At 72.6% G+C, this 26184-nt stretch carries 5 protein-coding genes; all 5 read right to left on the bottom strand.

The features are described 5' to 3' along the window. Positions 1–5204: amino acid adenylation domain-containing protein (locus tag AAF604_11350; protein MEM7050248.1), on the bottom strand; the 5204-nt coding region annotated here is incomplete at its 3' end. Next, positions 5201–14809 (bottom strand): amino acid adenylation domain-containing protein, encoded by a 9609-nt coding sequence (locus AAF604_11345; GenBank protein MEM7050247.1) that lies wholly within the window; start codon positions 14807–14809, stop codon positions 5201–5203. The genes AAF604_11350 and AAF604_11345, both read right to left, overlap by 4 nt. Continuing rightward, positions 14806–15858 (bottom strand): TauD/TfdA family dioxygenase, encoded by a 1053-nt coding sequence (locus AAF604_11340; protein MEM7050246.1) that lies wholly within the window; start codon positions 15856–15858, stop codon positions 14806–14808. Before AAF604_11340 ends, AAF604_11345 begins: the two co-directional genes overlap by 4 nt. Then, positions 15855–17729: a condensation domain-containing protein gene (locus AAF604_11335; GenBank protein MEM7050245.1), complete on the bottom strand. Its 1875-nt coding sequence runs from the start codon at positions 17727–17729 to the stop codon at positions 15855–15857. The genes AAF604_11340 and AAF604_11335 overlap by 4 nt, the downstream gene beginning before the upstream one ends. Continuing rightward, positions 17726–26056, bottom strand: coding sequence for an amino acid adenylation domain-containing protein (locus AAF604_11330; GenBank protein ID MEM7050244.1), 8331 nt, complete (start codon positions 26054–26056; stop codon positions 17726–17728). The genes AAF604_11335 and AAF604_11330 overlap by 4 nt, the downstream gene beginning before the upstream one ends. Between the last annotated feature and the right edge of the window lie 128 nt (positions 26057–26184).

Genomic DNA, 26184 nt, shown 5'->3' with positions numbered 1-26184 from the left:
TGGTCGAAGATCTCCGCCAGCGGCAAGTCGAGGCCCAACCGCCGACGCAGGCGGGCCACCGCGCGGGCGGCGCTCAGCGAGTGCCCCCCGAGGCGGAAGAACGACTCGTCGACGCCGACCGACGGCACTGCCAAGACCTCCGCGAACACCGTCGCCACGGCGGCGGCCAGATCGCCCACCGCGGGAGAGACGTCCTCCGAGCCCGTGAGATCGGGAGTCTCCTGCGGCGTCTCCTCCAGCGCGACCGCCGCCACCGGCTGCTCCAGGGGCAGAACGGGGGCCGCCCCACTCCCCCAGCGCCGCAGGTGTTCCCGCTCGGCGGCCGGCAGCCGCTCCATGGCCGCTCCCACGGTGCCCGCCGGCGCGGCGAGGGCCGTCGCGGCATCGGCGACGGCAGCGGCGTAGAGGGCGGCGATCGAAGGTCCTCGCTCGGCGCCGATGCGCGCCCGGTCGAGCTTGAGGGTCAAGGCCAGCCCGTCGGCCGTCGGCGGCCGGTAGAAATGGGCCAGCAGCGGTAGGTCGGTGCGTTCACGGAAACGCCCGTCGACGACCCGGACCTCGGCCGTCGAAAGCCCCTGGAAGACGTGGAAATGCACGTAGTTGAAGGCGGTGTCGAAGACCTCGGCCCCCGCCGCCATCTGCCGGATCTCGGCCATCGGAAAGTGCCGGTATGGCTGCAGCTCGGCTTCGGCCTCGAAGGCGTCGCGGACGCGCCGCTGCCAGCTCGGCGCCGGGCCGGCACCATGCAGCGGCAGCGTGTTGAGAAACAGGCCGAGGGAACGATCGGCCGTCGCGCCCTCCGGCCGGGTGTGGGTCACCAGGCCGGTCCACGGACGAGGCCGACCGGTCAAGGTCTCGAGAACGCGCAGGTGGATGGCCAGCAAGACGCTCTTGAGGGAGACGCCCAGACTGCGCGCCGCCGCCTTCAGCCGCTCGGCATCGCCGGGGTCGATGGGCACCGTGATGTCGAGAACCCCGCGCTCCCGAGCTGCGCGCCACCCGACGGGCAGGGGCGTGGGCGGGGTCGCGACCAACCGATCCCGCCAGAAAGCGACCGCGGCGGGATCGTCGAGGGCTCGACCCTCGGCGGCGGCGTGGCGGGCCGCTTCGTCGTCGCGCACCGCCGGCGGCGCCGGGCGCTCTCCAAGGGCCGCGACGTAGAGCTCGACCAGCTCCCGGCTGAGGGTGGCAACGCTCCAACCGTCGAGGATCGCGTGGTGGAAGCTCAGGGTGAGCTGGAAGCGGTCGGGCCCGCGGCGGACCGCGTCCAGACGCCAGAGCGGCGCCCGCTGTGGGTCGAAGGGGCGCCGCAGCTCGGCGGCGAGACGCTCGTCGACGGCGGCTTCACGGGCCGCGGGTGAGAGGGCCGTGAAGTCGGCGACGGTGACCGGCACCTCGACTCGGCGCGTAACCAGCGCCAACGCCTCGTCGAACCCGCCGAGGTCGAAGGCGGTGCGCAGCGTCGGGTGCCGCCGGGCGACCTCCTGCACGGCGGCCTCGAGGGCCGGCAACGAGAACGGTCCCTCCAGGTGGTAGCTGAAGACGTCGTGGTAGACCCCGGCCTCGGGCTCGAGGTCGCCGTGGAACAGCATTCCTTCCTGCAGGCGGGTCGCCGGATAGGCGTCCTCGAGGGTGCGCTCTTGGGGATCGAGGCGCCGCCGGTCGGCTTCGCCGAGCAGCCCAAACGGCGGCACCGCGGACTCTTCTGCGACCTCTTCCGGGGTGGCGGCGGCGGCCATCTCGCCCAGGGTCGGATGCCGGAAGACCTGGTCCAGCTCGACGCGCAGACCACGGTCGGCGGCGAGAGTGCGCAACTGCAAGGTCAGGATCGAGTCACCACCGAGGCCGAAGAAGGAATCGTCGAGACCGACCCGTTCGACCCCGAGAACTTCGCGCCAGACCGCCGCCAGCGCTTGCTCGGTCTCGGTCACCGGGGCTCGGTAGGCGCCGCCGGCGCCGCCAGCCGGCAGCGCTTCCGGCAGCGCGGCGTGGTCGAGCTTGCCGTGGGCGGTCAGCGGTAGCTGGTCGAGCGGCACGAAGATCTGGGGCACCATCCAGGCAGGCAGCGAGCGGGACAGACCGAGACGCAGCTCGTCGCCCAAGGGCGCCCCCTCGGGCGCTGGCACGTAGTAGGCGGCGAGGCGCGCCTCGCTGCCTTCCCCGACCGCCACCACCGCCGCCGCGGCGATTCCAGGCAGCGCCGCAAGCGCCGCTTCGATCTCTCCGGGCTCGATGCGGTGGCCCCGGATCTTGACCTGCTGGTCGGCGCGCCCCAGGAACTCGAGCTCACCGTCCTCCCGCCGCCGGGCGAGGTCGCCGCTCAAGTAGAGGCGTGCTCCCGGCACATCGCCGTAGGGATCCGGGACGAAGCGCGCGGCGGTCAGTCGGGGGCGTCCGAAATAGCCCCGCGCGACTCCGGCTCCGCCCACGGCCATTTCGCCCGCCACCCCATCCGGCACCGGCTCGAGCCAGCGGTCGACGGTGTAGACGGCGAGATCGGGGAGGGGGCGGCCCAGCGGGCTGCCGCCGGAAGCCAGGTCCTGCGCCTCGATGCGGCGGAAGGTGACGTGTACGGTGGTCTCGGTGATGCCGTACATGTTGATCAGCGCCGGCCGGTCGAGCCCGCAGCGCTCGGCCCACGGTCGCAGCGCCCGCGGATCGAGCGCCTCGCCACCGAAGACGACCCAGCGCAGCGCCGGCGCCGGCCGCGGCCGCCCTTCCAGGCCGTTCTTCTCACCAACTGAAGAAGGATCGGCCAGCCCCTGCTGCAGCAGCCGGAAGGCCGAAGGCGTTTGACTGAGAACGGTCACGCCCTCGCCCTCGAGCAGATCGAGCAGTTGCTCCGGGCGGCGGGTGACCGAGCGCGGCACCAGCACCAACCGGCCGCCGTGGAGCAGGGCACCCCACATCTCCCAGACCGAGAAGTCGAAGGACAGCGAGTGACACAGACTCCACACGTCGTCGGGGCCGAAAGCGCCTTCGCCGAAGGCCTCCGGCCGGCAGGCGGTGTCGAACAGCCGCAAGACCTGCCGATGACTGACCGCTACCCCCTTCGGCCGGCCGGTCGAGCCCGAGGTGTAGATCAGATAGGCGAGGTCATCACCGCCGGCCGGCGAAAGTCCTGCCGGCAGAGCGGACGGCAACGGCGAATCGATCCAGCGGCCCGCCGGATCGAGGGCGAAGCGCGGCAGGTCTGCCGGAACCTCGACGGACGGCTCCGGTGAGGGCTCCGAGCCGCCCGGCGCGGCGACCACCAGGGCGGACAGCGCCGCATCCTCCAGCAGCAAGGCACGCCGGGCCGGCGGGTAGTCGGGGTCGATCGGGACGTAGGCGGCGCCGGCCGCCGTCACGGCGGTGATCGCCACCACCGCCGCCGGCGTGGGCGCGAGCAGCACGCCGACGCGGTCGCCTCGGCGAACGCCGGCTGCCGTCAGGCCGCTGGCCAGCCGGCGCGCCCGACGCTCGAGGTCGCCATAGGTCAAGAGCAGCTCTGCACCGGACACCGCCGGCGCCTGCGGTGCGGCCCCGGCGCGAGCGGCGAAGCGCTGCCAGAGGCTGTCTTCGAGCTCCGCACCGAGGGCGAGGGGGCGCGCTTCGACGGTGAGCCGGCGGCGCTCCGCGGAAGACAGGATCGGCAACCGGTCGAACGGGCGTTGAGGATCCGCCAAACCGGCGTCCAGGAGCGATTCGAAGGCACCCAGCCAACGCCCGGCGGTCGCTGCCGACAGCCGCGATCCGCGGAACTCGAGATAGCCGTCGTAGCCGTTCGGCGTCCGCGCCAGTGCCAGCAGCAGGTCCATCTGCGCTGCGCCGGGAGCGAGCGGCAGCGAGCGCAGCTCCAGGCCGGGCAGGGACGGCGACGGCATCGGCGGTTGGAGGGCGATCAGCACCTGGATCAGCGGCGTGCCTTCCGCCTCCCGCGCCGGCGCCAGATCCGCGACCAGCCGTTCGAAGGGCAGCTCCTGATGCTCTTGCGCTTCGAGCAAACCGCTGGCGGCGCGCCGGGAAAGCTCCGCGAGCCCCGGCCGACCGCCCGCACCAACTTCGTCGCCAGCCTCCGCCCCGGCAGGAGAAGGACGGCCGAGATCCGCCCGCAGCACCAGGGTGTTCACCAGCAGGCCGACCAGGCCTTCGAGATCGCCACGGTTGCGTCCGGCAACCGGAGTCCCGACGGCGAAATCGAGCTGGTTCGAAAGCCGGCCGAGAAGAGCCTGGAAGGCGGCGAGGGCGACCGCGAAGGGCGTCACCCCGAGGCGCCGCGCGAGGGCCTCGAGGCGCTCCGCTCGCTCGGCGGACCAGCGGACCGGAAGGCGACCGTCGGCGCCCGGCGGCCCTTCCAGGGGCGGCAGCTCGAGGCGCGGCAGCCCGGCGAGGCGCCGACGCCAGAAGGCCAGCTCCGGCTCGAGCTCACCGGACGCCCAGCTCCGGCGCTGACGGCGGGCGTGGTCGAGATAGGAGAGAGACCGCACCGGCGGCGCGATCCGTCGGCCGGAACGAGCCTCGCGATAGGCCGCGACGATCTGACCGAGCAACAGTCCGAGGGACCAGCCGTCGGCCACCAGATGGTGGAGGACTCCATGCAGCCGGTGACGACCCGCCGCCAGCCGAAGTAACCGCCAGCGCAGCGCCGGGCGATGCTCGAGAGCAAACGGCCGCGCCGTTTCCCGGGCGACGATGCGGTCCGCCTCGGCCGACGCCGCCGGCCCGGGCAGTGCCCCGAGATCGACCATGGCCAGCGCCGACCGACGGCTCGGCCGCACGCGTTGACGCGCCGCGCCGCGCTCATCGACGGCAAAAACCGTCGACAGCACCGGATGGGCGGCGGTGACCGTCCCCACTGCGGCCGTCAGAGCCGCGGCATCCAAGTCTCCGGTCAGCTCGAGCAGCACCGGGACGTGGTACGCCGGGCTCCCCGGATCGAGCTGGTGGATGAACCAGAGGCGCTCTTGGGCAAACGACAGCGGCCCCTCGTCCGCGACCACCGGGCGCTCACCCCTTTGGCCACCTGGTTCGGCGGGCGGTCGGGTCGGCAACCGCTCGAGAAGGGCCTGCCGCTGGCGCCGCACCGCCTCCCGCAAGGACGCCGGGAAGGCGCCGGCGGGTGCGTCGAAACGCAGCCGCTCCCCGTCGCGCCAGAGCCGGATGTCCAGGCGCTCGAGCTCGGCCAGCAGCTCGCGAACGGTGGGCGCCGAAGTGGCGGTCACAACTCTCCGACCTCCCGATCGCTCGCGGTCTCGGCGTCCAGCGTCACCGCAGCGCCGGACGGCGCGCCGAGCGCCTCGATCCGCCGAGCGAGATCCGCCACCGTCGGATACTCGGCGAGATCACGCAGGCCGAGGGTTTCGAGCGCGAACCGCTGCCGAGCACGCACCACCAGCCGGGTCGCCGACAGCGAGTGCCCGCCGAGGTCCACGAAGCGCACGTCGCGGCCGATCCGCGGCTTCTCCAGGACCTCGCTCCACAGCTCGGCGAGGGCGACCTCGAGCTCGCCCTCGGGCTCGCGAAAGGCCTCTTCCGCGATCAGGTCGGGCTCCGGGAGGGCGTTCCGGTCGACCTTGCCGGCGGCGGTGAGGGGGAGGTCCGGAAGGAACACGATGCGGGCGGGAACCAAGGCCTGGGGAAGGCGATCGGCGAGGCGATCGATCACCTCGGCAGCGAGCTCTTCGCCGGCCTCGCCGGCGGTTTCGACGCCCTCGGCGGCCACCACCCAGGCGTAGAGCACGGTCTCCCCCGAACCCCGCCCGGCCACCGCCACGGCGGCGATCTCCGGCTCGGCCACCAGCGCCGCTTCCACCTCCCCAGGCTCCACCCGCACGCCCAGCACCTTGAGCTGATCGTCGAGCCGCCCCAGGTACTCGAGCTCCGCTCCGTCCCCTTGCGGCCGCCACCGAACCCGGTCGCCGGTGCGGTAGAGGCGCGCCCCCGGGACGTCACTTCGGGGGTCCGGCACGAAGCGCTGCGCCGTCGACCGCGGGTCGCCCAGGTAGCCCCGGGCCAGCCCGGGACCGCCCATCCACAGCTCCCCGGACACTCCCGCCGGCACCCGCTCGCCGCCCCCGTCGAGACTCACCACCTCCGCCCTGCACCCGGGCATCGGAGTTCCGATGGACAGCGTCCCGGACAGACCGGACAGCTCCGGCCCCTCCCAGCTCGCCACCGTGCAGCCCACCACCGCCTCGGTGGGGCCGTACTCGTTGTGCATCCGGCTGCCCGCCGCACCGGCCGACAGCCAGGCCACGTCCGACGCCGACAGCGCCTCGCCGCCCACCACCAGCTCCCAGCGCCTCGCGGCAAACTCCTCCGGCTCCAGATACTCTCCGAGGAGCCGCGCCTGGCCCGGCGTGAGCTTGAATCGCTCCGCATCGCCCGGAGTCACCAAAGCCCCCACCGCTGCTCCGGGATGCTCCGCGGCCAGCACCACGCCGCCGCCGGTCAGCAACGGCAGCCACAAACCCGTCACCGCCAAGTCGTAGGCCACCGGCGTCTGCACCAACCAGGTGCCGCCTTCCCCGTACTGATCCAGCGCCCGCGCCAGGTACTCGCCGAGGGCGCCGCGGCTGACCATCACGCCCTTCGGGCGACCGCTCGAACCCGAGGTGTAGATCACGTAGGCGAGCGCCTCCGATGGCATCGGCACCGGCACCGGATCGTCTCCCGGCTCGTCCGCCCCTGCCGGCACCGATGGCTCGAGACACATCACGCCGGCCGGGTCACCCGCTGGCCTGCGATCCTCCGCAGCCACCAGCCAGGCAGCACCGGATGCCATCACCAGCTCCCGGCGACGGGCCAGCGGCTGACGGCCGTCGAGCGGCAGGTAGGCCCCGCCAGCGGTCACCACCGCCAGCAGCCAGGCCACCAGTTCCGGCGAACGCTCGACGTCCAGCGCCACCACCGACTCGGCGCCGACGCCGGCGGAACGCAGCAGCTCCACCCGCGCACGCACCTCCCAGGCCAGCCGGGCGCGGCTCCAAACGCCGCCGGCCCAGGTCACCGCTGGCGCATCCTCTTCCCGCCGCCACCAGGACGCCAGGCGGTCCTCCAACCAGCCATTCCCGGACGACTCCAGGGAACCGCCCCAGGACCAACCGGCGAGCTCCCGCTGCTCGGCGTCGGACAGCAGCGACAGCTCCCGCCAAGGCCTCTCGGCCTGGCGGGCGATGGTCTCGAACACGCTGCGGTAGGCCTTCGCCAGACGCTCGGCGGCGGCGCCGTCGATGCGTTCCGGATCGCAGGACAGGTGAAAATCGACCTCGGCATTGTCCGGGTCGAGATGGAAGTTCGCCACCAGCGGGAAGCTGGTCTGCTCGTCGACCCGGGCGCCCAGAACCTCCAGCTCGTCGAACCTCTCGAGGTGACGGAAGACGTGGTAGTGGGTGAAGTAGAAGCTCGCTTCCGAGGGCGCCTCGCCGCCGAAGTACTGCATCGTGTCAGCGTAGGGAAAGCGACGATGGGGCAGGGTCTCGCGCTCGGCGGCGAAGACCCGCTGGACGAGATCCCGCCAGCTTCCATCGCCGAACCGGAAGCGCAACGGCATGCTGTTGATGAACAGGCCGAGGACGCGCTGGCCATCGGCGCTCTCGGGGCGGCCGCTCGAGGTCAGGCAGGTGACCGCCTCGTCGCCTCCGGCGAGCCAGGCGAGCACCCGCAGGTGCGCCGTCAGCAGCACGCTCTTGAGGGGCACCGCGGCATCCCGCGCGACCTCCTGGAGGCGGCCGCAGAGCTCGGCGCCGAGCGGCACCGGCAGGTCGAGCACCTCGCGCGCCGATGGTGGCGCCGCGTCTCCTTCCAATGCGCCATCGGAGTCGCGCATCGGCGGCAGCCGGAACGGCTCGGCGCCGGCGAGGCGACTGCTCCAGAACTGCCGCGTCGCACCGTCCGCCAGGGCCCGGCGCTCGAGGGCGACGAAGTGGCGGTAGGTGGTGACCAGCGGCTCCGGCTCGAGCACCTCGCCCTCGAGCAGCGCGCGATAGGTCAGCGCCAGCTCGGTGAGCAGGCTGGCATCGCTCCAACCGTCGATGATCGCGTGATGGAAGCTGAGCGCGAAATGGAAGCTGCCATCGCCGTGGCGATGGACGGCGAAACGCACCAGCGGCAGACGCTCGGGATCGAAGCCGCGCCGGCGTTCCGCCGCCGCCCAGCCCTCGACCCGCTCCCGACCGGCTGGCGGATCGAGGTCGGTGAGGTCGACCTCCTCGAGATCGACGACCGGCTGGCGATGCACCAGGCAGAGGGGCTCGCCGAAGGAGCGCCCGTCGAAGGTCATGCGCAATGCCGGGTGGCGTCCGAGGGCCGATTCGATGGCGCGGCGCAGGGCCTCGCCGTCGTAAGGCGCGCGCAGATGGAGCTGCACCACATCGTGATAGACGCCGCTCCCCGGCGCCGCCTCGCGGTGGTAGAGCATGCCGGCCTGCAGCCGAGCCTGGGGATAGGCGTCTTCGAGCCCCTCGGGCAAGCGCTCCCGATCGGCCGCTGTCAGCAGCGCGAAAGGAGCGACGTCGGGCAGCGCCGCGGAGGCCATCTCGCCGCGGCGCAAGGCCGCCGCCAGACGGCGAATGGAGCGCTGCTCGAAGAGCGTTTCCATCGCGAAGGTGAGGTCCCGCTCGCGCGCCCGCGCCACCACCTGGAGACTGCGGATCGAATCTCCGCCCAGCTCCAGGTAGTCGTCATCGATCCCCACCCGCTCGACTCCCAGCGCCTGGGCCCAGAGGGCGGCGAGGATCTCCTCGCGCTCGTCGCGCGGCGCCGCATAGGGCGTTCGCACGGCCAGCCGCGCCTCTTCCGGCGAAGGCAACGCCGCCAGATCGACCTTGCCGCGGTCGTCGAGGGGCAGCTCCGCCAGCGGCACGATGGCGGCCGGCACCATCGCTTCGGGAAGTCTCTCGGCGAGGTGGCGCCGCAGCGCCTCGAGGGACGGCAGGCCGCCGGCGGCAGGAACCGCCCAGGCGATCAACCGCCCCTCGCCGTCGGCACCGGGCCGTCCGGCGACCACGGCCGCGGCGACCTTCGGGTGCTCGCGCAGCGCCGCCTCGACCTCACCGGGCTCGATGCGGACGCCGGCGACCTTCACCTGGCGGTCGAGGCGACCCAGATACTCGAGCTCGCCGCCGGCCGCAAAGCGCACCCGATCACCGGTCCGGTACATGCGGGCACCGGGTTCGGAAGCCGCGGGATCGGGCACGAAGGCGGCCGCGGTGCGCGCCGGGCGACCGCGGTAACCGCGCGCCAGACCGGGACCACCGAGCCACAGCTCGCCGGCGATACCCGGCGCCGCCGGATGGCCGAAGGCATCGGCGACCATCGCCCGCACCCCGGTCAAGGGTCGGCCGATCGGCACCGCGCCATCGCCCAGCTCGCCGGCCGTCACGGCGTGGACGATGCAGCCGACCGTCGCCTCCGTCGGTCCGTACTCGTTGAACACCCGGGTCTCCGGGGCCCGCTCGCTCCAGGCCGCCAGGGCGGCACCGTCGAGGGCCTCCCCGCCGAGAACCAGGCTTGCCGGGCCGGTCGCCGGGTCGATCCGCTCGGCGAGCAGACGAGCGTGGGCCGGGGTCAGCTTGAGGAGGGCGCTCTCGCCGGCCGCCGCCGCCCCTTCGGCAAGAGGTCCGATCCCGGGACCCTCGGGCGCCAATCGCACCGAGCCGCCGGTGACCAACGGCAGAAGAATCGAGGTCACCGTCAGGTCGAATCCCAAGGAGGTGGCGGCGACGGTGTCGATGGCCGCGCCGGAACCGTAGCGCTCGGCAGCGCGATCGAGATAGGTGGCGAGGGCGGCGCGCGAAACCTCGACACCCTTCGGCCGGCCGCTGCTGCCGGAGGTGTAGAGGACGTAGGCCAAGGCCTCCGGCGGCACGCTCCGCGGCGCCGGCTCGGCATCGGCCACCGAAGCGGTGTCGATCACCAAGGCGCCGGAGGGCGGCTCGATCGTCTCCTCGCCATCGCCCGCCGCAGCAGACGCCAGCACAATCACCGCCACCGCGCCGGCGTCGGCGGCGAGGGCGCTCCTGCGACGGAATGGATGGGACCGGTCGAGGGGCAGGTAGGCGGCCCCCGCCGCCAGGGAGCCGAGGATCGCCGCCACCGCCTCCGCGCTGCGCGGCAAATCGATCGCCACCACCTGGTCGCAACCGGCACCCGCCGCGTGGAGGCGCGCGGCGTAGCCGGACGCCCGCTGCGCCAGACGCCGGTAGCTCCAGGTCTCTCCCGTTTCGGAGATCAGTGCCGCCGCCTCCGGCATCTCGGCAGCGTGGGCGAAGAAGCGTTCGACGACGGAAGTCGCCAGCGGCGGCGCCGCGGTCTCCGCACCACTCCAGGCGGCGACCTGGCGCCGCTCCTCGTCGCCGAGGGGCCAGAGCGCCTCGTGGCGCCCCTCCGGGTCCGCCGCAACCGCCTCCAGAATGCGCTGGTAGATGGCACCGGCGACCTTCGATTGCTCGCGATCGAAGCGCTCCCGGTCGAAGGTCAGCTCGACCCGCACGCGATGGGTGAAGGGGTCGACGTGGAAGTTGGCGACCAGGGGGAAGCTGGTCGCTTCGTGGAAGTCGATGCCGAGAACCTCGAGATCGGGCAGCTCGTCGAGACGCGACATCAAGTGGTAGTTGGTGAAGTAGAAGCTCGCCTCGGCCAGGTTGACGCCGCCCGCCAGGCGCTGGACCTCGCTCAAGGGATAGCGCCGGAAAGACAACGCCGAGCGCTCGATCTCGAAGGCGCGACGGGCGAGGTCGATCCAGCGTCCGCCGGCGAGACGCAGACGCAACGGCATGCTGTTGAGAAACAAGCCGAGAACGCGCTCGCCGTCGGCGCTCTCGGGCCGGCCGTTGACGGTGATGCAGGTGACCACGTCGGGCTCGCCGGTCAAGGCGACCAGGGCCCTTAGATGGGCGGCGAGGAGCACACTCTTGAGGGGCACGCCGGCACGCCGCGCCGCCAGCTCGAGCCCGTCCGAGAGCTCCGGCGTCATCGGGACCGTCAACCAGCGCGGCGCCGCCAGCGCGGAACCGTCGGCGACCGCCGATTCGGTCGCGGCCTGGCTTTCGTCGCGACCTCGGCCGGGCAGCTCCGCCACCGCCAGTTGGGCCAAGGAGCGGCGCCAGTAGGCCTCGTGCTCGCCGTCCTCGAGGGCCCGCCGCTCGAGGGCGATGAAGTCCCGGTGTCGGCTTGCGGGCACCGTTTCCAAGGGCTCGAGCCCCTGCCGCAGGCGACCGTAGGCGAGGGACAGCTCGAGCAGCATCGTGGCGTCGCTCCAGCCATCGAGGATCGCGTGGTGGAAGCTGACCGAGAGCTGCATCTCGTCGTCGCTCCAGCGGTGGACGGCAAAGCGGATCAGCGGCTGGCGGGTGGGATCGAAGCCGCGCCGGCGCTCCTGCTCGATCCAGGCGGTGGCCATGGCCGAGCGCTCGGACGCCGGAGTCGGACGCAGGTCGAGGACCTCGAGGGCCACCTCGCTGCGAGGCTCGACGAGCTGGAGCGGCTCGGAGTAGCTGGTCAGGTCGAAACGGGTCCGCAGTGCCGGGTGGCGCACCGCCACCAACTCGACGGCGCGGTGCAGGGCCTGGGCGTCGAATTCGACCCGAAGCTGGTAGCAGAAGACGTCGTGGTAGCGGCCCGCCTCCGGACGCGCCGCCAGATGAAAGATCATCCCCGCCTGCAGCCGCGACAGCGGATAGGCGTCTTCGAGGCCCTCGGGCAGGCGCTGGCGGTCTTCCGGAGAGACCATGGCGAAGGGTTCCGGAGCCGCGGCCGCCGCCAGCGGTCGGCGCTCCTCGAGGGCGGCCGCCACTCGGCGGACGGTGCGATGCTCGAAGAGGTCGGGAAGGGAGACCTCGATACCCCGTTCCTGAGCCAGGGACACCGCCGGAATGGCTCGGATCGAATCGCCGCCAAGGGCGAAGAAGTCGTCGTCGATGCCGACCCGCTCCACTCCCAGGGCGCGGCACCAAGCCGCCGCCAGCAGCTCTTCTTCGACCGTCCGAGGCATGACTCCGTCGTCACCCTCTTGGGCGCTCGCCTCGGGTAGGGCAGCGCGATCGAGCTTGCCGGCCGCCGTTCGCGGCAGCGTCGCAAGGGGCACGAAGGCCGCCGGCAGCGCCGCCTCCGGTAACCAGGCGGCGAGGTGGGCGCGAAGGTCGCTCACCTTGACCGGAGCCTCCGGCTGCGCCGGCACGTAGAAGGCGACCAGCCGAGCATCGGCAGCATGATCGTTGCCGGCGCCGCGCAACGCCGCGGCGGCTTCGCCGACCCCCGGGTGCGTCGCCAAGGCGGCCTCGACCTCTCCCAGCTCGATCCGCAAGCCGCGCACCTTGATCTGGTCGTCACCGCGACCGAGGAACTCGAGCTGGCCGTCCGGGAGCCAGCGGGCGCGGTCGCCGGTGCGATAGATCCGAGCCCCCGGCTCGTCGGCCGAAGGGTCGGGGAGGAAGCGGCTGGCGGTCAGCCCCGCTTGGCCGAGATAGCCGCGGGTCAGGCCGGCTCCGCCGATATAGAGCTCACCGGCCGCCATCGGCGGTAGCGGAGAGAGGTCGCCGTCGAGGACCTGGATCCGGGCGCCGGCGATGGGAGCGCCGATCGGCACCGCGTCTCCCTGCCAGGGGCTGCGACCGGCAAGGCCGGCGACGCATCCGACGGTGCACTCCGTCGGGCCATACTCGTTCCACACCGGCCGGCTGCTCCAAGGCTCCAGGTCGGCGTCATGAAGGGCCTCGCCGCCGACCACCAGGAGCTCCGCTGGAACTTCGCTGCCCGGCGGGCGGGCAGCGGCGAGCAGCCGCAGGTGGCTCGGGGTGAGCTTGAGAAAACGGAAGTCCTCGCGCTCGGCGAGGAGGCGGATGAGACCCTCCGCCCCCGGCCGAGGAGGCACCGGCACCAAGGTTCCGCCGGCGAGCAGCGGCGCCAGCAAGCTGGTCACCGCGAGATCGAAGGCGAGGGAGCCATGCAGCGGCACCGGGCCGGGCTCGGGGCAGAAGGTCGACCGGGCCCAGGCGAGATAGGCATCGAGGGCGCCGTGGGGAACCATCACACCCTTGGGCCGACCGGTCGACCCGGAGGTGTAGATCACCAGCGCGAGGGAGGTGGCGAGTACCTCCGGCGGCTGGTCGGCGTGAGCCTCCTCGGCCGCAGGCGGGAGATCGACCCGCTCGAGGTCGGCGAGGGCCTCCGGCACCGGCCCGCCGGAGGCCTCCACCAGCAGCCGGGCACCGGCATCGCGAACCGCATGGGCGAGACGCGCCGGCGGATGCTCGGGGTCGAGGGGCAGACAGGCCGCCCCGGACTCGAGAACGGCGAGGATCGCCACTGCCGCCGGGGCCCCCGGCGCGGCGAGCACGGCGACCACCTCCTCGGCGCGCGCGCCGCGGCGCCGCAGCAGGGACGCCGCCGCCACCACCCGACGCCGCAGCTCGCCGTAGGTCACCTCATCAGACTCGGCAGCATCGATCGCCGTCGCCTCCGGTTGCGCGGCCGCGACCTCGGCGATGCGACGATGCACGGGAACGAAGTCGACAGCCTGCGCCCCGCGACTCCAGGAGGTCGGCCGGTGGCCAGCGGAGCCGTCCACCGCCGACAGACGGCCGAGCGGAGCCTCGGGCCGCTCGAGGGCTTGACGGCCGAGCGATGCGAAGGCGGCCGCCAGGACCTCGACCGCCGGCTCGGCCCAGGCCTCACCGGCGGCGATCAGCTCGAGAGAACCCGCGCCGGCGGCGGTGACCCGACGCAGTCGCAGCGACAGCGGCGCCACATCGCACTCGACGGCGGTCGCCCGCACCGTCGCCCCACCGGTTTCGAAGGGGTTCCCGAGGTCGACCCGCTCGAAGCCAACGCCGGACCCGAATCCGTCCGCCCCCAAACCATCGGCCCCAAATCCGTCGGCCCCAAATCCATCAGCCCAAGTCTCCGCCTCGGCGAGGCGCTGCTGCCAGCGGCGGACCGCCAGGGCGACCGGCTCGTCACTGGCTGGCTCCGCGATCACCGGCAGGGCGCGAGCCAGCAGCCCCGGCATCAGCTCCAGCTCGGCGAAGCGCCGGCCATCGGCAATCATCTGAAGACTCCACGGGCCGCCCACCGGCGCAGCATCGAATCGCCTCAGCAACTCGACCCACAGCGCCGGCCAGATCGAACCCTCCGCCCCTTCGCCAGCCGCCTCGCGGGCCAGCGCTTCGAGCTCGTCGAGGGCTTCGACGGCCAGCGGCACGGGGATCTGCAAACGCCCCGCCGAGCGCGGGCCGCGACCGGCGAGCGGCAACCGCGGCCGCGACGCCGACGGCAGCCCGCGCCAGTAGGCCGCCGCCTGTTGCCCTTCTTCGCTCGCCGCCATCTCCTCGAGCCAGGCGGCATACTGGGGATATTGCAGGGCCGGCTCGAGATCGCCGGCCAGGGCCGCCGCCACCGAGGCGGCGATGGCGCGGGCGGAACCGGCATCGGCACCGAGGGATCGCAGCCCGGCGACCACCGTCCAGCGGCCGCCGCCGCGGCTGACCAGCGACGCCCGCAGGGTTTCCGACGCCGCCCTCTCGCGCTCCCACAGGAGGTCGAGGGGCTGGTCGTCGCCGCGCTCGAGCAGCGTCACCTCCGGCGTCAGCTCACCCGGCACCTGAACCGCGACTCCGAGCTCGGGGGGCTCGCGAAAGGCTGCGGTCAGGACGTCGTGGGACCGCACGGTGGCCTCGATCGCGTCGCGCAACCGGGCACCGTCGGTGACCCCTTCGATCTCGAGGCGCAGCAGGGTGCGGCGGGCCCGGCCCTCGGGCCACGACCAGAGCCGGCCCTGCTGCGGCGACAGCGGATAGCCGGCGAGAGTCGGCTCCGAGGTCGTGGTCATTGCGGCGCCTCCGGAAGCTCCGCCGCCGCGATCGGCTCGGTCATCGCGGTGAGGATCCGGCGCGGACCCTGGAAGGGCTCGCGACCGTGGGCGACGAGCATGTTGTCGAGCATCAGCACATCGCCGCGCCGCCAGGGGAACGACACCGTCTCGGCCCGGTAGGCCTCGCGCAAGGCGTCCATGGTCGCGGCTTCGATCTCGCCGCCGTCGCCGTAGTAGGTGTGGTTGGGCAGATCCTCGAGAGGGAAGAGGGCCTGCAGCCCTTCACGCACCGTCTCGGGCAAGGTCGAGAGGTGAAAGAAGGTGCCGTGATTGAACCAGATCAGCTCACCGGTCTGCGGGTGTCGCAGCACCGCCGGGGCGCGCCGCTCGGTGCGCAGGCGGTCGCCGTCCAGCCATTCGATCTGATAGCCGGCGGCGGTGGCATAGCGCTCGACCTCCTCGCGCGAATCGCTCTGGAACACGGTTCGCCAGGACAGGCCGACGAGGTCGCTGAAGTTGCGCCGGTAGAGGATCCCGCGCTCCTCGAAAGTGCTCCGGATGGCCTCGGGGATTCGCCGGTATACCCGACGCACGTCGGCGATCGGCGTGGCTCCCCCCTCGCCGGGCTCGACCTCGCAGTAGAAGAAGATCCGCGACGGCCAACGATGGGCGTAGGAGTTCTCGTTGTGGAGGAAGATCGGCTGATCGGGCGGATAGTCGGTGGACGTGTAGACCCGCCCCGACACCTCGCTGCGCGGCGAGGATCGCTCCTTGTACTCGAGGGCCTCGCCGCCGAGGGCCTCGACCGCTTTCTGGAAGGCCTCCGGACCCTCGACATTGAAGCCCCGGAACAGGATGCCGCCGGTGTCGGCGAGCTCGCGGTCGAGGGTGGCGCGATCTCGGCGCACCCAGGTCGCGAGATCGACCCCGGGGCGTTCGGGCTCGATCAGCAGCGGAAGCTCTTCGAGGCCCGGCAGGTGACCACGGCGTACGGTGATTTCGGTATCGACGGAAACGGCCCGGGGGCGAACGCTCCCGAGGCCAGGGAGGCTCGGCTTCTGTGTCATGGGGTCTCCTCGTCAGTCTCTGGATCGATGGCTTTCGCGGCAGCGGCGCGCAGGCGCTCGAGGCCCGCCCGCCGGTAGGCACCGCGAGCGGTCTCCCCGGCCTGCGCCAGGTGTTCCTGGACGGCGGCGAGCAGATCGCCGAGGGGGCGGTCGCCATCGGCGGCGGCGAGCTCGCCGAGCAGCCAGGCGACGTCGCCCATCAGGCCCTTCGCCGCCGGTACGCGGGCGCCATCGGCGAGGCACTCGAGCAGGAGTTCTTCGCCGGGAGTGGCGCGCAGCAACAGCGGGTAGTGGGTGTGCCCGGCCAGCTCGAAGCCGGCGAGCTCGAGGCCGGCGCCGGAAGCGCTGCCGGTGAAGACGTTCTGCACCACCAGCACGGTCTCGAACAGCGGCTCGCGACCCCGGCCGCTCCAGCGCTGCACGACCGTGAGTGGTGTCTGCTCGTGGGCGCGCAGCTCATGCACCCGCTCCTGCACTTCGGCCAGCCACTCGTCGAGGGGTCGCTCCGGCGGCAGCTCCAGGCGCAGCGGCAGGGTGTGGATGAACAGGCCCACCATCGCCTCGGCTCCCGGCAGATCGGCGGGGCGGCCAGCGACGACGGTTCCGAAGACCACCTCGCGACGGGCCGGAACGGCGGCGGCGAGGCGCAGGGCCCAGGCCGCGTGCAGGGCGGTGGAGACGGTCAGGCCGTCGCGGCGGGTCCAGCCGCGCAGATCGCGGTAGGTCTCGGCGTCGACGGGCCGGCTCCAGTAGCGAGGCTGCGGCGGTCGATCCGGCCCGAGATCGCCCGGCGGCGGAGTCGGCTGCGACGCTCCGTAGAGGCGACGCCAGAAAGGCTCCGAGGCTTCGGGGTCGTAGGTTGCGCTCCAGGCGACGTGGCGCGCGAAGGCCGGTGCTGGCGGAAGGGCCGCGGCCTCGCCACCCGCTTCCTCGCCGTAGAGGGCGAGGAGCTCCTGGACCAGCACCGCCAGGGACCACGCGTCGTGGGCCATGTGGTGGTGGGTCCAGAGCAGACGGTGGCAGGGGCGACCGGCGCGATCCGGGCAGCGGACCACGGTCATGCGGAAGAGCGGCGGGAGGTCGAGATCGAGGGGGCGACGCCGGTCGGCCTCGAGCCGCTCGGCGATCCGTGCCTCGACCTCCGCGGGCGGGAGCTGGTGCAGGTCGAGGTCTTCGATGTCGCTGTCGACCTCGCCATGCACGAGCTGCATCGGGCGCTCGATACCGCGCCAGACGAAGGAGGTGCGCATCGCCGGATGACGCGCCGCCAGACGCCGCCAGGCGCGGCCGAAGGCGGCGCGGTCGAGAACGCCGACGACCGTCGCCAACCCGTGATCGCGGTACAGATCCGGGTCGTCGTCGGCGAGAACGTGGAAGAGCATCCCCGCCTGAACCGGGGTCAAGGGATAGGCGTCCTCGAGCCCCGCATGCTCCTGCCGCAGGCGCGCCAGCCGTTCGGGGGAGAAGGCGAGGAGCGAGAAAGGCTCGGGGTCGCCCTCGGAGGCAGGCGGCGACAACGACGAGCTTTCGGTGCGCGCCGCGAGCTCGCCGAGCACCGGCGTCGCGAACACCTCCCGGGTGTCGAGGGAAAGGCCCCGCCGCCGGGCGCGAGCAACCATCTGCAGACAGGAGATGGAATCGCCGCCGAGCTGGAAGAAGTCGTCTCGGGCGCCGACCCGCTCGACCTCGAGCACCTCTTGCCAGATCTCGGCGAGGGCGCGCGCCGTGTCGTCCGACGGCTCCTCGTAGGGCGGCCGCTCGCGACCGAGGGAGAGCCCCTCGGCGTCGAGTAGCTTCTCGAGCAGGCGGCGCTTCTCCGGCGACAGAGCCGCGAGCTCGGCGGCCAGCTCGGGGCGGTTCGGACCACTCATCGCTCTTCTCCGGCGGCCGCCAGCCGTTCGCGGGCTTCGGCATCGGAGAGCTCCTGCACCGCGGCGAGCAGCTCGGCGACACGGGCATTGCCGGCCGGGGCCGGCAGCGCACGGCGGTCGACCTTGCCGCTTCCGGTGCGCGGCAGGGAGTCCACCGTCACCAGCTCGGCCGGCACCATGAAGTGCGGCAGGCGCGCCGCCAAGGAGCGGCGCAGGGCTGCGAGATCGGGCTTCGGCCGCCGCGGCACGATCCAGCCGACGAGCCGCGCGTCGAGCTCCGAGCCGCGCAGGTCGACGACCGCCTCGAGCACCTCCGGCAGCTCGAGCAAGGCCGCCTCGACCTCCCCGGGCTCGATGCGCTGACCGCGCAGCTTCACCTGCCCGTCCCGCCGGCCGAGGTACTCGATCACCCCTCCGGCGCGCCGCCGGAGGGCGAGGTCGCCGGTCCGGTAGAGGCGATCGCCCGGCGCCGCGGCGAGGGGATCGGGAACGAAACGCTCGGCGGTGAGGGCCGGCCGGCCGAGATAGCCCCGGGCGAGCTGCACGCCGCCGAGGGCCAGCTCGCCGGCGACGCCGGCGGGGAGCGGCGCGCCGTGGCGATCGAGGACGCGCACCCGCGTGTTCGCCACCGGCATCCCGAGGGGAATCGGAGCGGCGGCATCCTGCGGCGTGCAGCGGTGGACGGTGACTTCGATCGCCGCTTCGGTCGGTCCGTAGAGGTCGTAGAGCGCCGGGCCGGGCTCCGGGTAGAGACGGAAGAAGCGCGACACCAGATCCGGCGCCAGGGCCTCGCCGCTGGCGATCACCCGGCGCAGCACACCGCCGCAGTCGGCCGCCTCCGGCGCATCGAGGAACAGGCGCAACAGCGAGGGGACGAAGTGGAGGGTGGTGACGCCGTGCTGCCGAATCTGCGCGGCGACGACGACGGGATCGGCGGCGCCAGCCGGCGCCATCACCAGGCGGCCGCCCGCGATCAGCGGCCAGAACAGCTCCCAGAGGGACACGTCGAAGCCGATCGAGGTCTTGTGCAGGACGGACTCACCGGGCTCGAGGGCCATCTCGTCCTGCCCCCAGAGCAGCCGGTTGACCACCGAGCGGTGACTCACCGCCACCCCCTTCGGTCGGCCGGTCGAACCCGAGGTGTAGAGGACGTAGGCGAGCTGGTCGGGGTCGACCGAGGGAAGCCGCGCCTCCGAGTCGCCCTCTGCCGTTGCGCTGTCGTAGAGGGCGCTGTCGTCGACCCGTACCAGGACGCCCCGCTGGGCCGCCTCGGCCAGTGCCGGCGCCCGCCGCAGGCCCGCGGCGTCGGCCACCACCAGCGGCCGGTCGCCGCCGCCCAGGGCGTCGCCGGCGATCCACGCCAGACGCTCCTCGGGATGCTCCGGATCGAGGGGCAGAAAGGCCGCGCCGGCGGCGTTCACGCCCAGCAGAGCGACGATCAGATCGGGCGAGCGTTCGCAGCAGACGGCCACCGGGCGTTCGGCCCCGGCCCCGGCCGCGGACAATCGCGCCGCCAGCCGGCGCGCGCGGCGCATCAGCTCGCGGTAGGACAGGGCACGCTCACCGCATCGCACCGCCTCCTCCTCGGGGTAACGTCGGGCGGTGCTAGCGACCAGCTCGTGCAGCACCACATCGGCCTCCGGATAGGCAACCGCGGTGGCGTTCCAGCGTTCTTCCCGTTCACGGTCGGCCACCGGCAGCAGCGGGCGCGCCAGGTGGCTGGCCTCGGGATCGGCCGCCACCGCCGACAGCGCTCCGATGTAGAGCTCGACGATTTCCTCCGCCAGCTCGGCGTCCGGTCCGCCGACGGACGGCGGTCGGGTGTCGAGGGCGATCTCGAAGCGGCCCGAACCGTGGTCGAGGTGGAGCTGAACGGTCAGCGGGTAATAGGTCTGATCGCTGGCGTCGCCGCTGACGATCTCGAGCCCCGGAATCCCGTCGAGCTCGCCGTAGACGTGGAAGTGGGTGAAGTTGAACAGGCTGTCGAACAGCGTTTCGCCGCCGTTCTCGCGCACCAGCTCCGCCATCGGGAAGCGCCGGTGGGGCAGCATCTCCCGTTCCGCCGCCGTCGCCGCGGCGGCCAGCTCGGCCCAGCTCCGATTCCCCAACTGCAATCGCAAGCAGACCGGATTGAGGAAGAGGCCGAGGGTGCGGTCGCTGTCCGGCAGGTCGGGCCGACCATGGAACAGCATGCCGGTGAGGACGTCGTCCTCACCGGTGATCCGGCCGGTGACGGCGACGTGCACCGCCAGCAGCAGACCCTTGAGCGGCAGATCGAGTCGTTTCGCGGCCGCCACCAGCGCCGCCCCGACCGCCCGCGAGCTCCGCCGCCGCACTCTCCCTGCCGGCTGCGCCGACACCGGCGAGGGCAATCGCCCACGAGGCGCGCCGGCGGTCACTTGGCGCCAGAACTCGCGCGCCTCCGGGGCCTCCAGGGCCTGCCGCTCGAGGGCGACGTGATGGCGCGGCGCGGCAGCCGGCGAGGAACGAGCTGGTAGCGACCCGCCGGCGGCCAAACCGGCATAGTCCTCGAGCAGCTCGCGCATCAACCGGGCAACGCTCCAGCCATCGAGAATTGGCTCGGCAACGGTCAGCTGGCTCTCGTCCGCGGAGAGACGGTGGGCCGTGACCCTGAGCAAGGGCGCCCGCTGCCAATCGAACGGCCGGCGGCACTCGGCGACCAGCCAGCTCTCGAGCTGTGGGAGCCGATCCGACGCTGGCAGGGGGCGCAGGTCGACGACCACCGGCAGCGTCGCAACCCGTCGGTGAATCCGCTGCAGCGGCCGCCGGAAGCCACCCAGGTCGAAGCTCGTGCGCATCGCTGGGTGGCGTGCGACGAGGGCGGCGAGAGCGGCGGACAGGGCTCCGCCGTCGAAGCGCCCGCGCAGTCGCACCGTGGTGACGTAGACCTCGTAGTCGGGGCTGTGCTCGCGGTGAAAGACCAGGCCGGCGTAGACGCGGGTCAAGGGATAGGCGTCCTCGAGCTCCGAGTCCTCGGCGAGAGCTCTCTCGTCGGCGCGCAGCAGGCTGAAGGGCTGCGGCCCTCGGGGCGTCGCCTCCAGCGGGCGGGCGATGGCTGCCAGCTCTTCCAGGGTCGGCCGGCGGAAGATGTCGTCGAGGCTCAGCTCCAGCCCCGACTGGCGGGCCGCAGCGACCACCTGGAGCGCACGGATCGAATCGCCGCCGAGGCGGAAGAAGCTGGCCTCACGGCCGTTCACCGGCGCGTCGAGGACCCGCTCCCAGATAGCCGCCAACGTCGTCTCCGCCTCGCCCCGGGGCGCCCCGCCGGCGGCGGCCACCGCCGGCGGGGCCGGCAAGGCGCGCCGGTCGAGCTTGCCGCTCGCGGTCAGCGGCAAGGGCTCGAGACGCACCAGCAGGGATGGCACCAACGCGGCGGGCAGACGCTCACCGAGCCGACGCTTCAACTCGTCGTCGGAGGCAACTTCGGTGCCGTCTCCCAGCGGCTCCCAGTAGGCGATCAGGCGTCCAGCGTCGGCGATCACCGCCGCGCGGTGCACCGCCGGGTCGGCGGCCAGCGCCGCCTCCACCTCGCCCGGCTCGATCCGGATTCCGCGCACCTTGACCTGGCGGTCGACGCGGCCGAGGAACTCGAGCGCACCATCCCAGCGCCGCCGGACCCGGTCGCCGCTGCGATAGGCGCGCGCGCCCGGCTCGGCGGTGCCGGGCTCGGGCACGAAGGAAGCGGCGGTGCGCGCCGGATCACCGAGATAGCCACGCGCCAGACCGGCGCCGGCGATGTAGAGCTCCCCGGGGACGCCAACCGGTACCGGACGCAGCGCAGGATCGAGCACGTGGAGCCGCAGGCCGGTGATCGCATGACCGATCGGCGGTGCGCTCTGCCGCTCCGCCGGATCGCACCGCCACCAGCTCACGTCGATCGCCGCTTCCGTCGGACCATAGAGGTTGTAGAGCTCACACTCGGCCGGCCGGCGCTCGAAGAACCGCTCCACCTGCGAGGCGGGAAGCGCTTCGCCGCTGGTCACCAGCCGGCGCAGGGTGCTCGAGCTCGCCAGCCCACCGAGCTCGAGAAAGGGCGCCAGCAGCGAAGGGACGAAATGCACCGTGGTGACCGCGAAGCGGGCGATCGCACTGGCCAAGTACTCCGGATCACGCTGCCCCCCGGGCCGCGCCACGACCACCGTCGCGCCGACCATCAGGGGCCAGAACATCTCCCACACCGAAACATCGAAGCCGGCCGGGGTCTTGTGCAGCACCGGCTCGCCGGGCTCGAGGCAGAAGGCGTCCTGCATCCAGACCAGACGGTTGAGCAGCGCGCCGTGGGGAACGACGACGCCCTTCGGCTGGCCGGTCGAGCCGGAAGTGAAGAGCACGTACGCCGGATGGGCGGGCTCGACGGCCGGCGGGCGCCAGGCGGAATCCCGTGCCGCCACGTCGACGAGGCGCAGCACCGGCAAGCCGTGGGCCAAGAGCGCCTCGCCGTCTCCGATGGCGAGAATCGCCACCGGCCGCGCCGCCGCCAGCATCGTCGCCACCCGGGCGGAGGGCTCGCCGGCCGGCAGCGGTAGGTAGGCAGCTCCGCCGAGGAGAACGCCGAGGAACCCGACGAGACGCTCGGGAGAACGCTCGCCGGCGACGGCGACGACCGTCTCTGGACCGGCGCCGAGGGCCTGGAGCCGCACCGCCACGGCTTGGGCGCGGGCGACGAGGTCCGGGTAAAGCACCTCTTCCGCCTCGCCGATCAGGGCCGCCGTGGTCGGATGACGCTGGGCGGTGGCGACGATCCGCTCCGGAAGCAGCGCTCCGCCGACCGTTCCCGGACCGGTGTGATTCCACAACTCGAGCTCGCGCTGCTCGGTCGGCAAGAGCAGAGGCAGGTGCGATAGCGGCCGATCAGGATCGGCGGCCGCGGCCGAGATCAGGGCGACGAGGTGATCGAGGAGGCGCTCAGCGGTCGTCGGGTCATGGAGGTCGCGGTCGAACAGCAGATCGAGAATCAGACCGCCCCCCGGCGCTGCCGCCGCAGTCAGCTCGAGCTCGACCTGGCAAGCAGGCCGTTGCAGCGGGAACGACACCAGCTTCAGGTCGCCAGCGAGGACCTCGAGCTCGGGAACGCCGAACGCGAAGCCGGCGAGGACGCCGCCTCGCGAGGACGCCGATCGACCCGGCCGTGACGCTCCTTCCGCCTCACGGTGGACCGACTGCCAGTTGACGACGGTCTGAGCCAGCGGCGGTCGCGAGGGATCGCGGTCGCCAAGCAGCTCGCCGACGAGCTCTGCCAGCGGCACCTCGGCACGCTCCAGGGCGTCCCGCAGGGCCTTTCCTTCGGCGGCGGCGATCTCCGCGAAGGAGCTCGCGGCCGTGACCGGATTGCGCACCAGAGTCCGTTCGACCAGGTACCCGATCACGCGAGCAAGCAACGGATGATCACGCCCGGCCGATGGCGTCGCAACGACGAAGTCGCCGCCCCCGCCATGGCGAAGCAGAAGTGCGCGCCAGCCGGCGAGGAGCACCGCGAAGGGCGTCACGGCGACCGCCGCGGCGATTCCTTCGAGGTCCGACCGCAATCCCTCGGGGGTGCGCTGCACGCTGCCGGCACGCCCCCGGAAGCGCGCTCGCCGGGGGCGGTCCGGGGTCAGATCGAGATCCTCCGGGAGGGGGTCGAGAACCTCCCGCCAGCGACTGCGAATCTGGTCGCCCCGCTCGCCTTCGAGCCGACTCTGGCGCCAGCGATCGACCGCCGGCGAATCCGTCGCCACCGGCGGCAACGGCGAGTCAGGAGCCGACGCCAGGGCGCCGAGCTCGGCTACCAGCACGGCGAAGGAGCCGAGGTCCGCGACCAGGTGATGTACCGAAACGACCAGGACATCGCGCCTGCTGGACCGGCGGTAGAGGCGAAAGCGCACCGCCGGAGCCGCCTGCAGATCGAAGGGCCGATAGGCCTCGGCAGACGCCGCCTGCTCGAGTCGGGAACGACTCCAGCCCGTCGCGTCGATCACCTGCCAGTCCGGCGCCACCTCGGCCAGCACTTCCTGCACGGCGCTGGCACCGGCCGCCGGGAAGCGGGTCCGCAGGGCGGCGTGGCGCGCGCTCAAGGAGGCGATGGCAGTACCCAGCCGAAGGACATCGGTTTCGCCCTCGAGCTCCGCGGCACCGGCGATGTGGAGTGCGGCCGAGTCGGGATTTCGGCGCCACTCGATCCACAGACCGAGCTGCGCCGGCGACAGCGGAAAGCGGCCCGGCGGCCCGGGCGGCTCCGGTGGCTTCAGCGGCCCCGGCTGCAAGGCGTCGCCACCGGTCGACAGCCTTGCGGCGAGCACCGACAAGGAGGCGCCGCCGAGCAGGTCGGCCGCGCTCAACCCGCTCCCGAGGGTGCGCTCGATGCGATGTGCCAGCTCGGTGGCGGCGAGGGAGTCGAGGCCTTGCTCCACCAGCGGCCGCTGGCGGGCGACGGGGCCTTCGAGGCACTCCTCGGCGACGGTTTCGAGCCAATCGAGGACCGCTCGACGCCCCGCCATCGCGCCGCCGTCATGGAGCGACGCCGGACCCGGCTCGGAGGGAGCCGCAGACGAAGTCGGCTCGGCAGCGGGCGCCTCGACGGCGGCGAGCTCTTCGGCGGGCGTTTCGACGACCGGCAGATCCCCGGCCAACCAGGCCGCTCGACATGCCGCGCGCCGCACCTTGCCCGAGGTGGTTCGCGGAATCGCGCCGGCTGTCACTGGAACCACGGTCGCGGCGACCTCCATCTCGGAGGCCGCGGCCGCCCTCACCGCCGCCGCGGCTCGGGCCACGGCGTCCGGTCGGGGTCGGCGGCCGACCTCGACCACGACCACCGCCCGCCGCTCCCCCGCCACCTCGGCCTCGAAGGCCGCCGCGCCAGCAATGCCCGCGCAGGCCGAGGCGACCGCTTCGAGATCATGGGGATGGAGGTTGCGGCCGCGCAGCACCATCAGGTCGCTGAGTCGGCCGGTGACGAAGAGATCGCCGGCGGCGTCGACGAAACCGAGATCACCGGTTCGAAGGAAGCGGGGATCGGAAGCCCCTTCTTTCTCGGCGAGGGCGGCGCCGAAGACGCTCGCCGTCTCCTCCGGTCGTCCCCAATAGCCGGCCGCCACACTGTCGCCATGGACCCAGATCTCGCCGATCCGGCCGGTCGCAAGGGCCCGCCGACGCTGTGGATCGACCACCGCGATCCGCTGATCGCCGCGCGGCCCGCCACAGGCCACCAGCCGTCGTCCCGCGGCGGCCTCCGCAGGCTCGGCGTGGTGCCCTTCCAAGGCCGCTGGATCGAAGCTCGCGACCCGGGCTCCGGAACCTGCCCGACCGCCGGAAACGAACAGCGTCGACTCCGCCAGCCCGTAGCAGGGGAAGAACGCAGAACGGTCGAAGCCGACGGGAGCGAAGGCCTCGGCAAAGGCATCCAGGGTGTCGGCACGCACCGGCTCGGCGCCATTGAAGGCGACTCGCCACGACGACAGGTCGAGGCCGGCGCGTTCCTCGGGAGGGATTCGCCGCACGCAGTGGGCGTAACCGAAGTCGGGACCACCGGCGGTCGTACCGCGGTAGCGGTCGATCGCCTCGAGCCAGCGGCGCGGCCGCTGCACGAAGGACGCCGACGGCATCAGCACACAGGTCGCGCCGCAATAGAGCGGCTGCAGAACCGCTCCGAGAAGCCCCATGTCGTGGTAGAGCGGCAGCCAACTCACCACCACCGAATGCTCAGACTGATCGAAGGCGTCGCGGATCTGCTCCTGGTTGTGGAGCAGATTGCGGTGACGGACGACGACCCCCCGTGGCCGGCGGGTCGAGCCCGAGGTGTATTGAATCAGGGCAATGGCGTCCGGATCGGCGGCAAGCGGCCGCCACGAAGCGCCGAGATCCCGGGTTTCTCCCGAGGTGACGAGATCGTCGACGGCGACCGCCGTCAGCGCCTTCAACTCGGGATAGAGCCGCCCGGCACGGTCGCCGGCACCGCCACCCTCGAGCAGCCACCGCGGGCGAGCATCGGCGAGGACGGCTTCGAGCGCCGGCGACGGCCGACCAGGGCGCGGCGGCGACACCGGCACCGCGATTCGGCCGGAGTACAGGCAGGCGACAAAAGCCACCACGAAGTCGAGCCCAGGCGGCAAGACCAGCAGCGCTCGATCACCGGGCTCGCCGACGCCCTGAAGGCGCGCCGCCAACACCCGCGCTCGGCGATCGAGATCGCCATAGCTGAGCTCGGCGACGAGCTCCTCGCCTCGCGCCAGAAAGCGGAAGGCGGTGCGCTCGGGATGGTCGCCGGCCCGGCGCCGAACGATCTGGTCGAAGGATTCCACCTTCGCACGGGCGGCTCGTTGAAAAGCCATCACGTCCTAGATCCCCCAGACCGAAGCAACGGCGTCCTGAAGGACACACCGAATGCTTCGGAACCTCGACCCGCCGAAGGGAGCTTCGGGGAGCCGCTGCGCTTCTGGACCTCACCCATCGGATAAAC

This window comes from Acidobacteriota bacterium (assembly GCA_039028635.1).
Lineage (GTDB): Bacteria > Acidobacteriota > Thermoanaerobaculia > Multivoradales > JBCCEF01 > JBCCEF01.
This window is presented reverse-complemented; position numbering and strand designations above follow the sequence as displayed.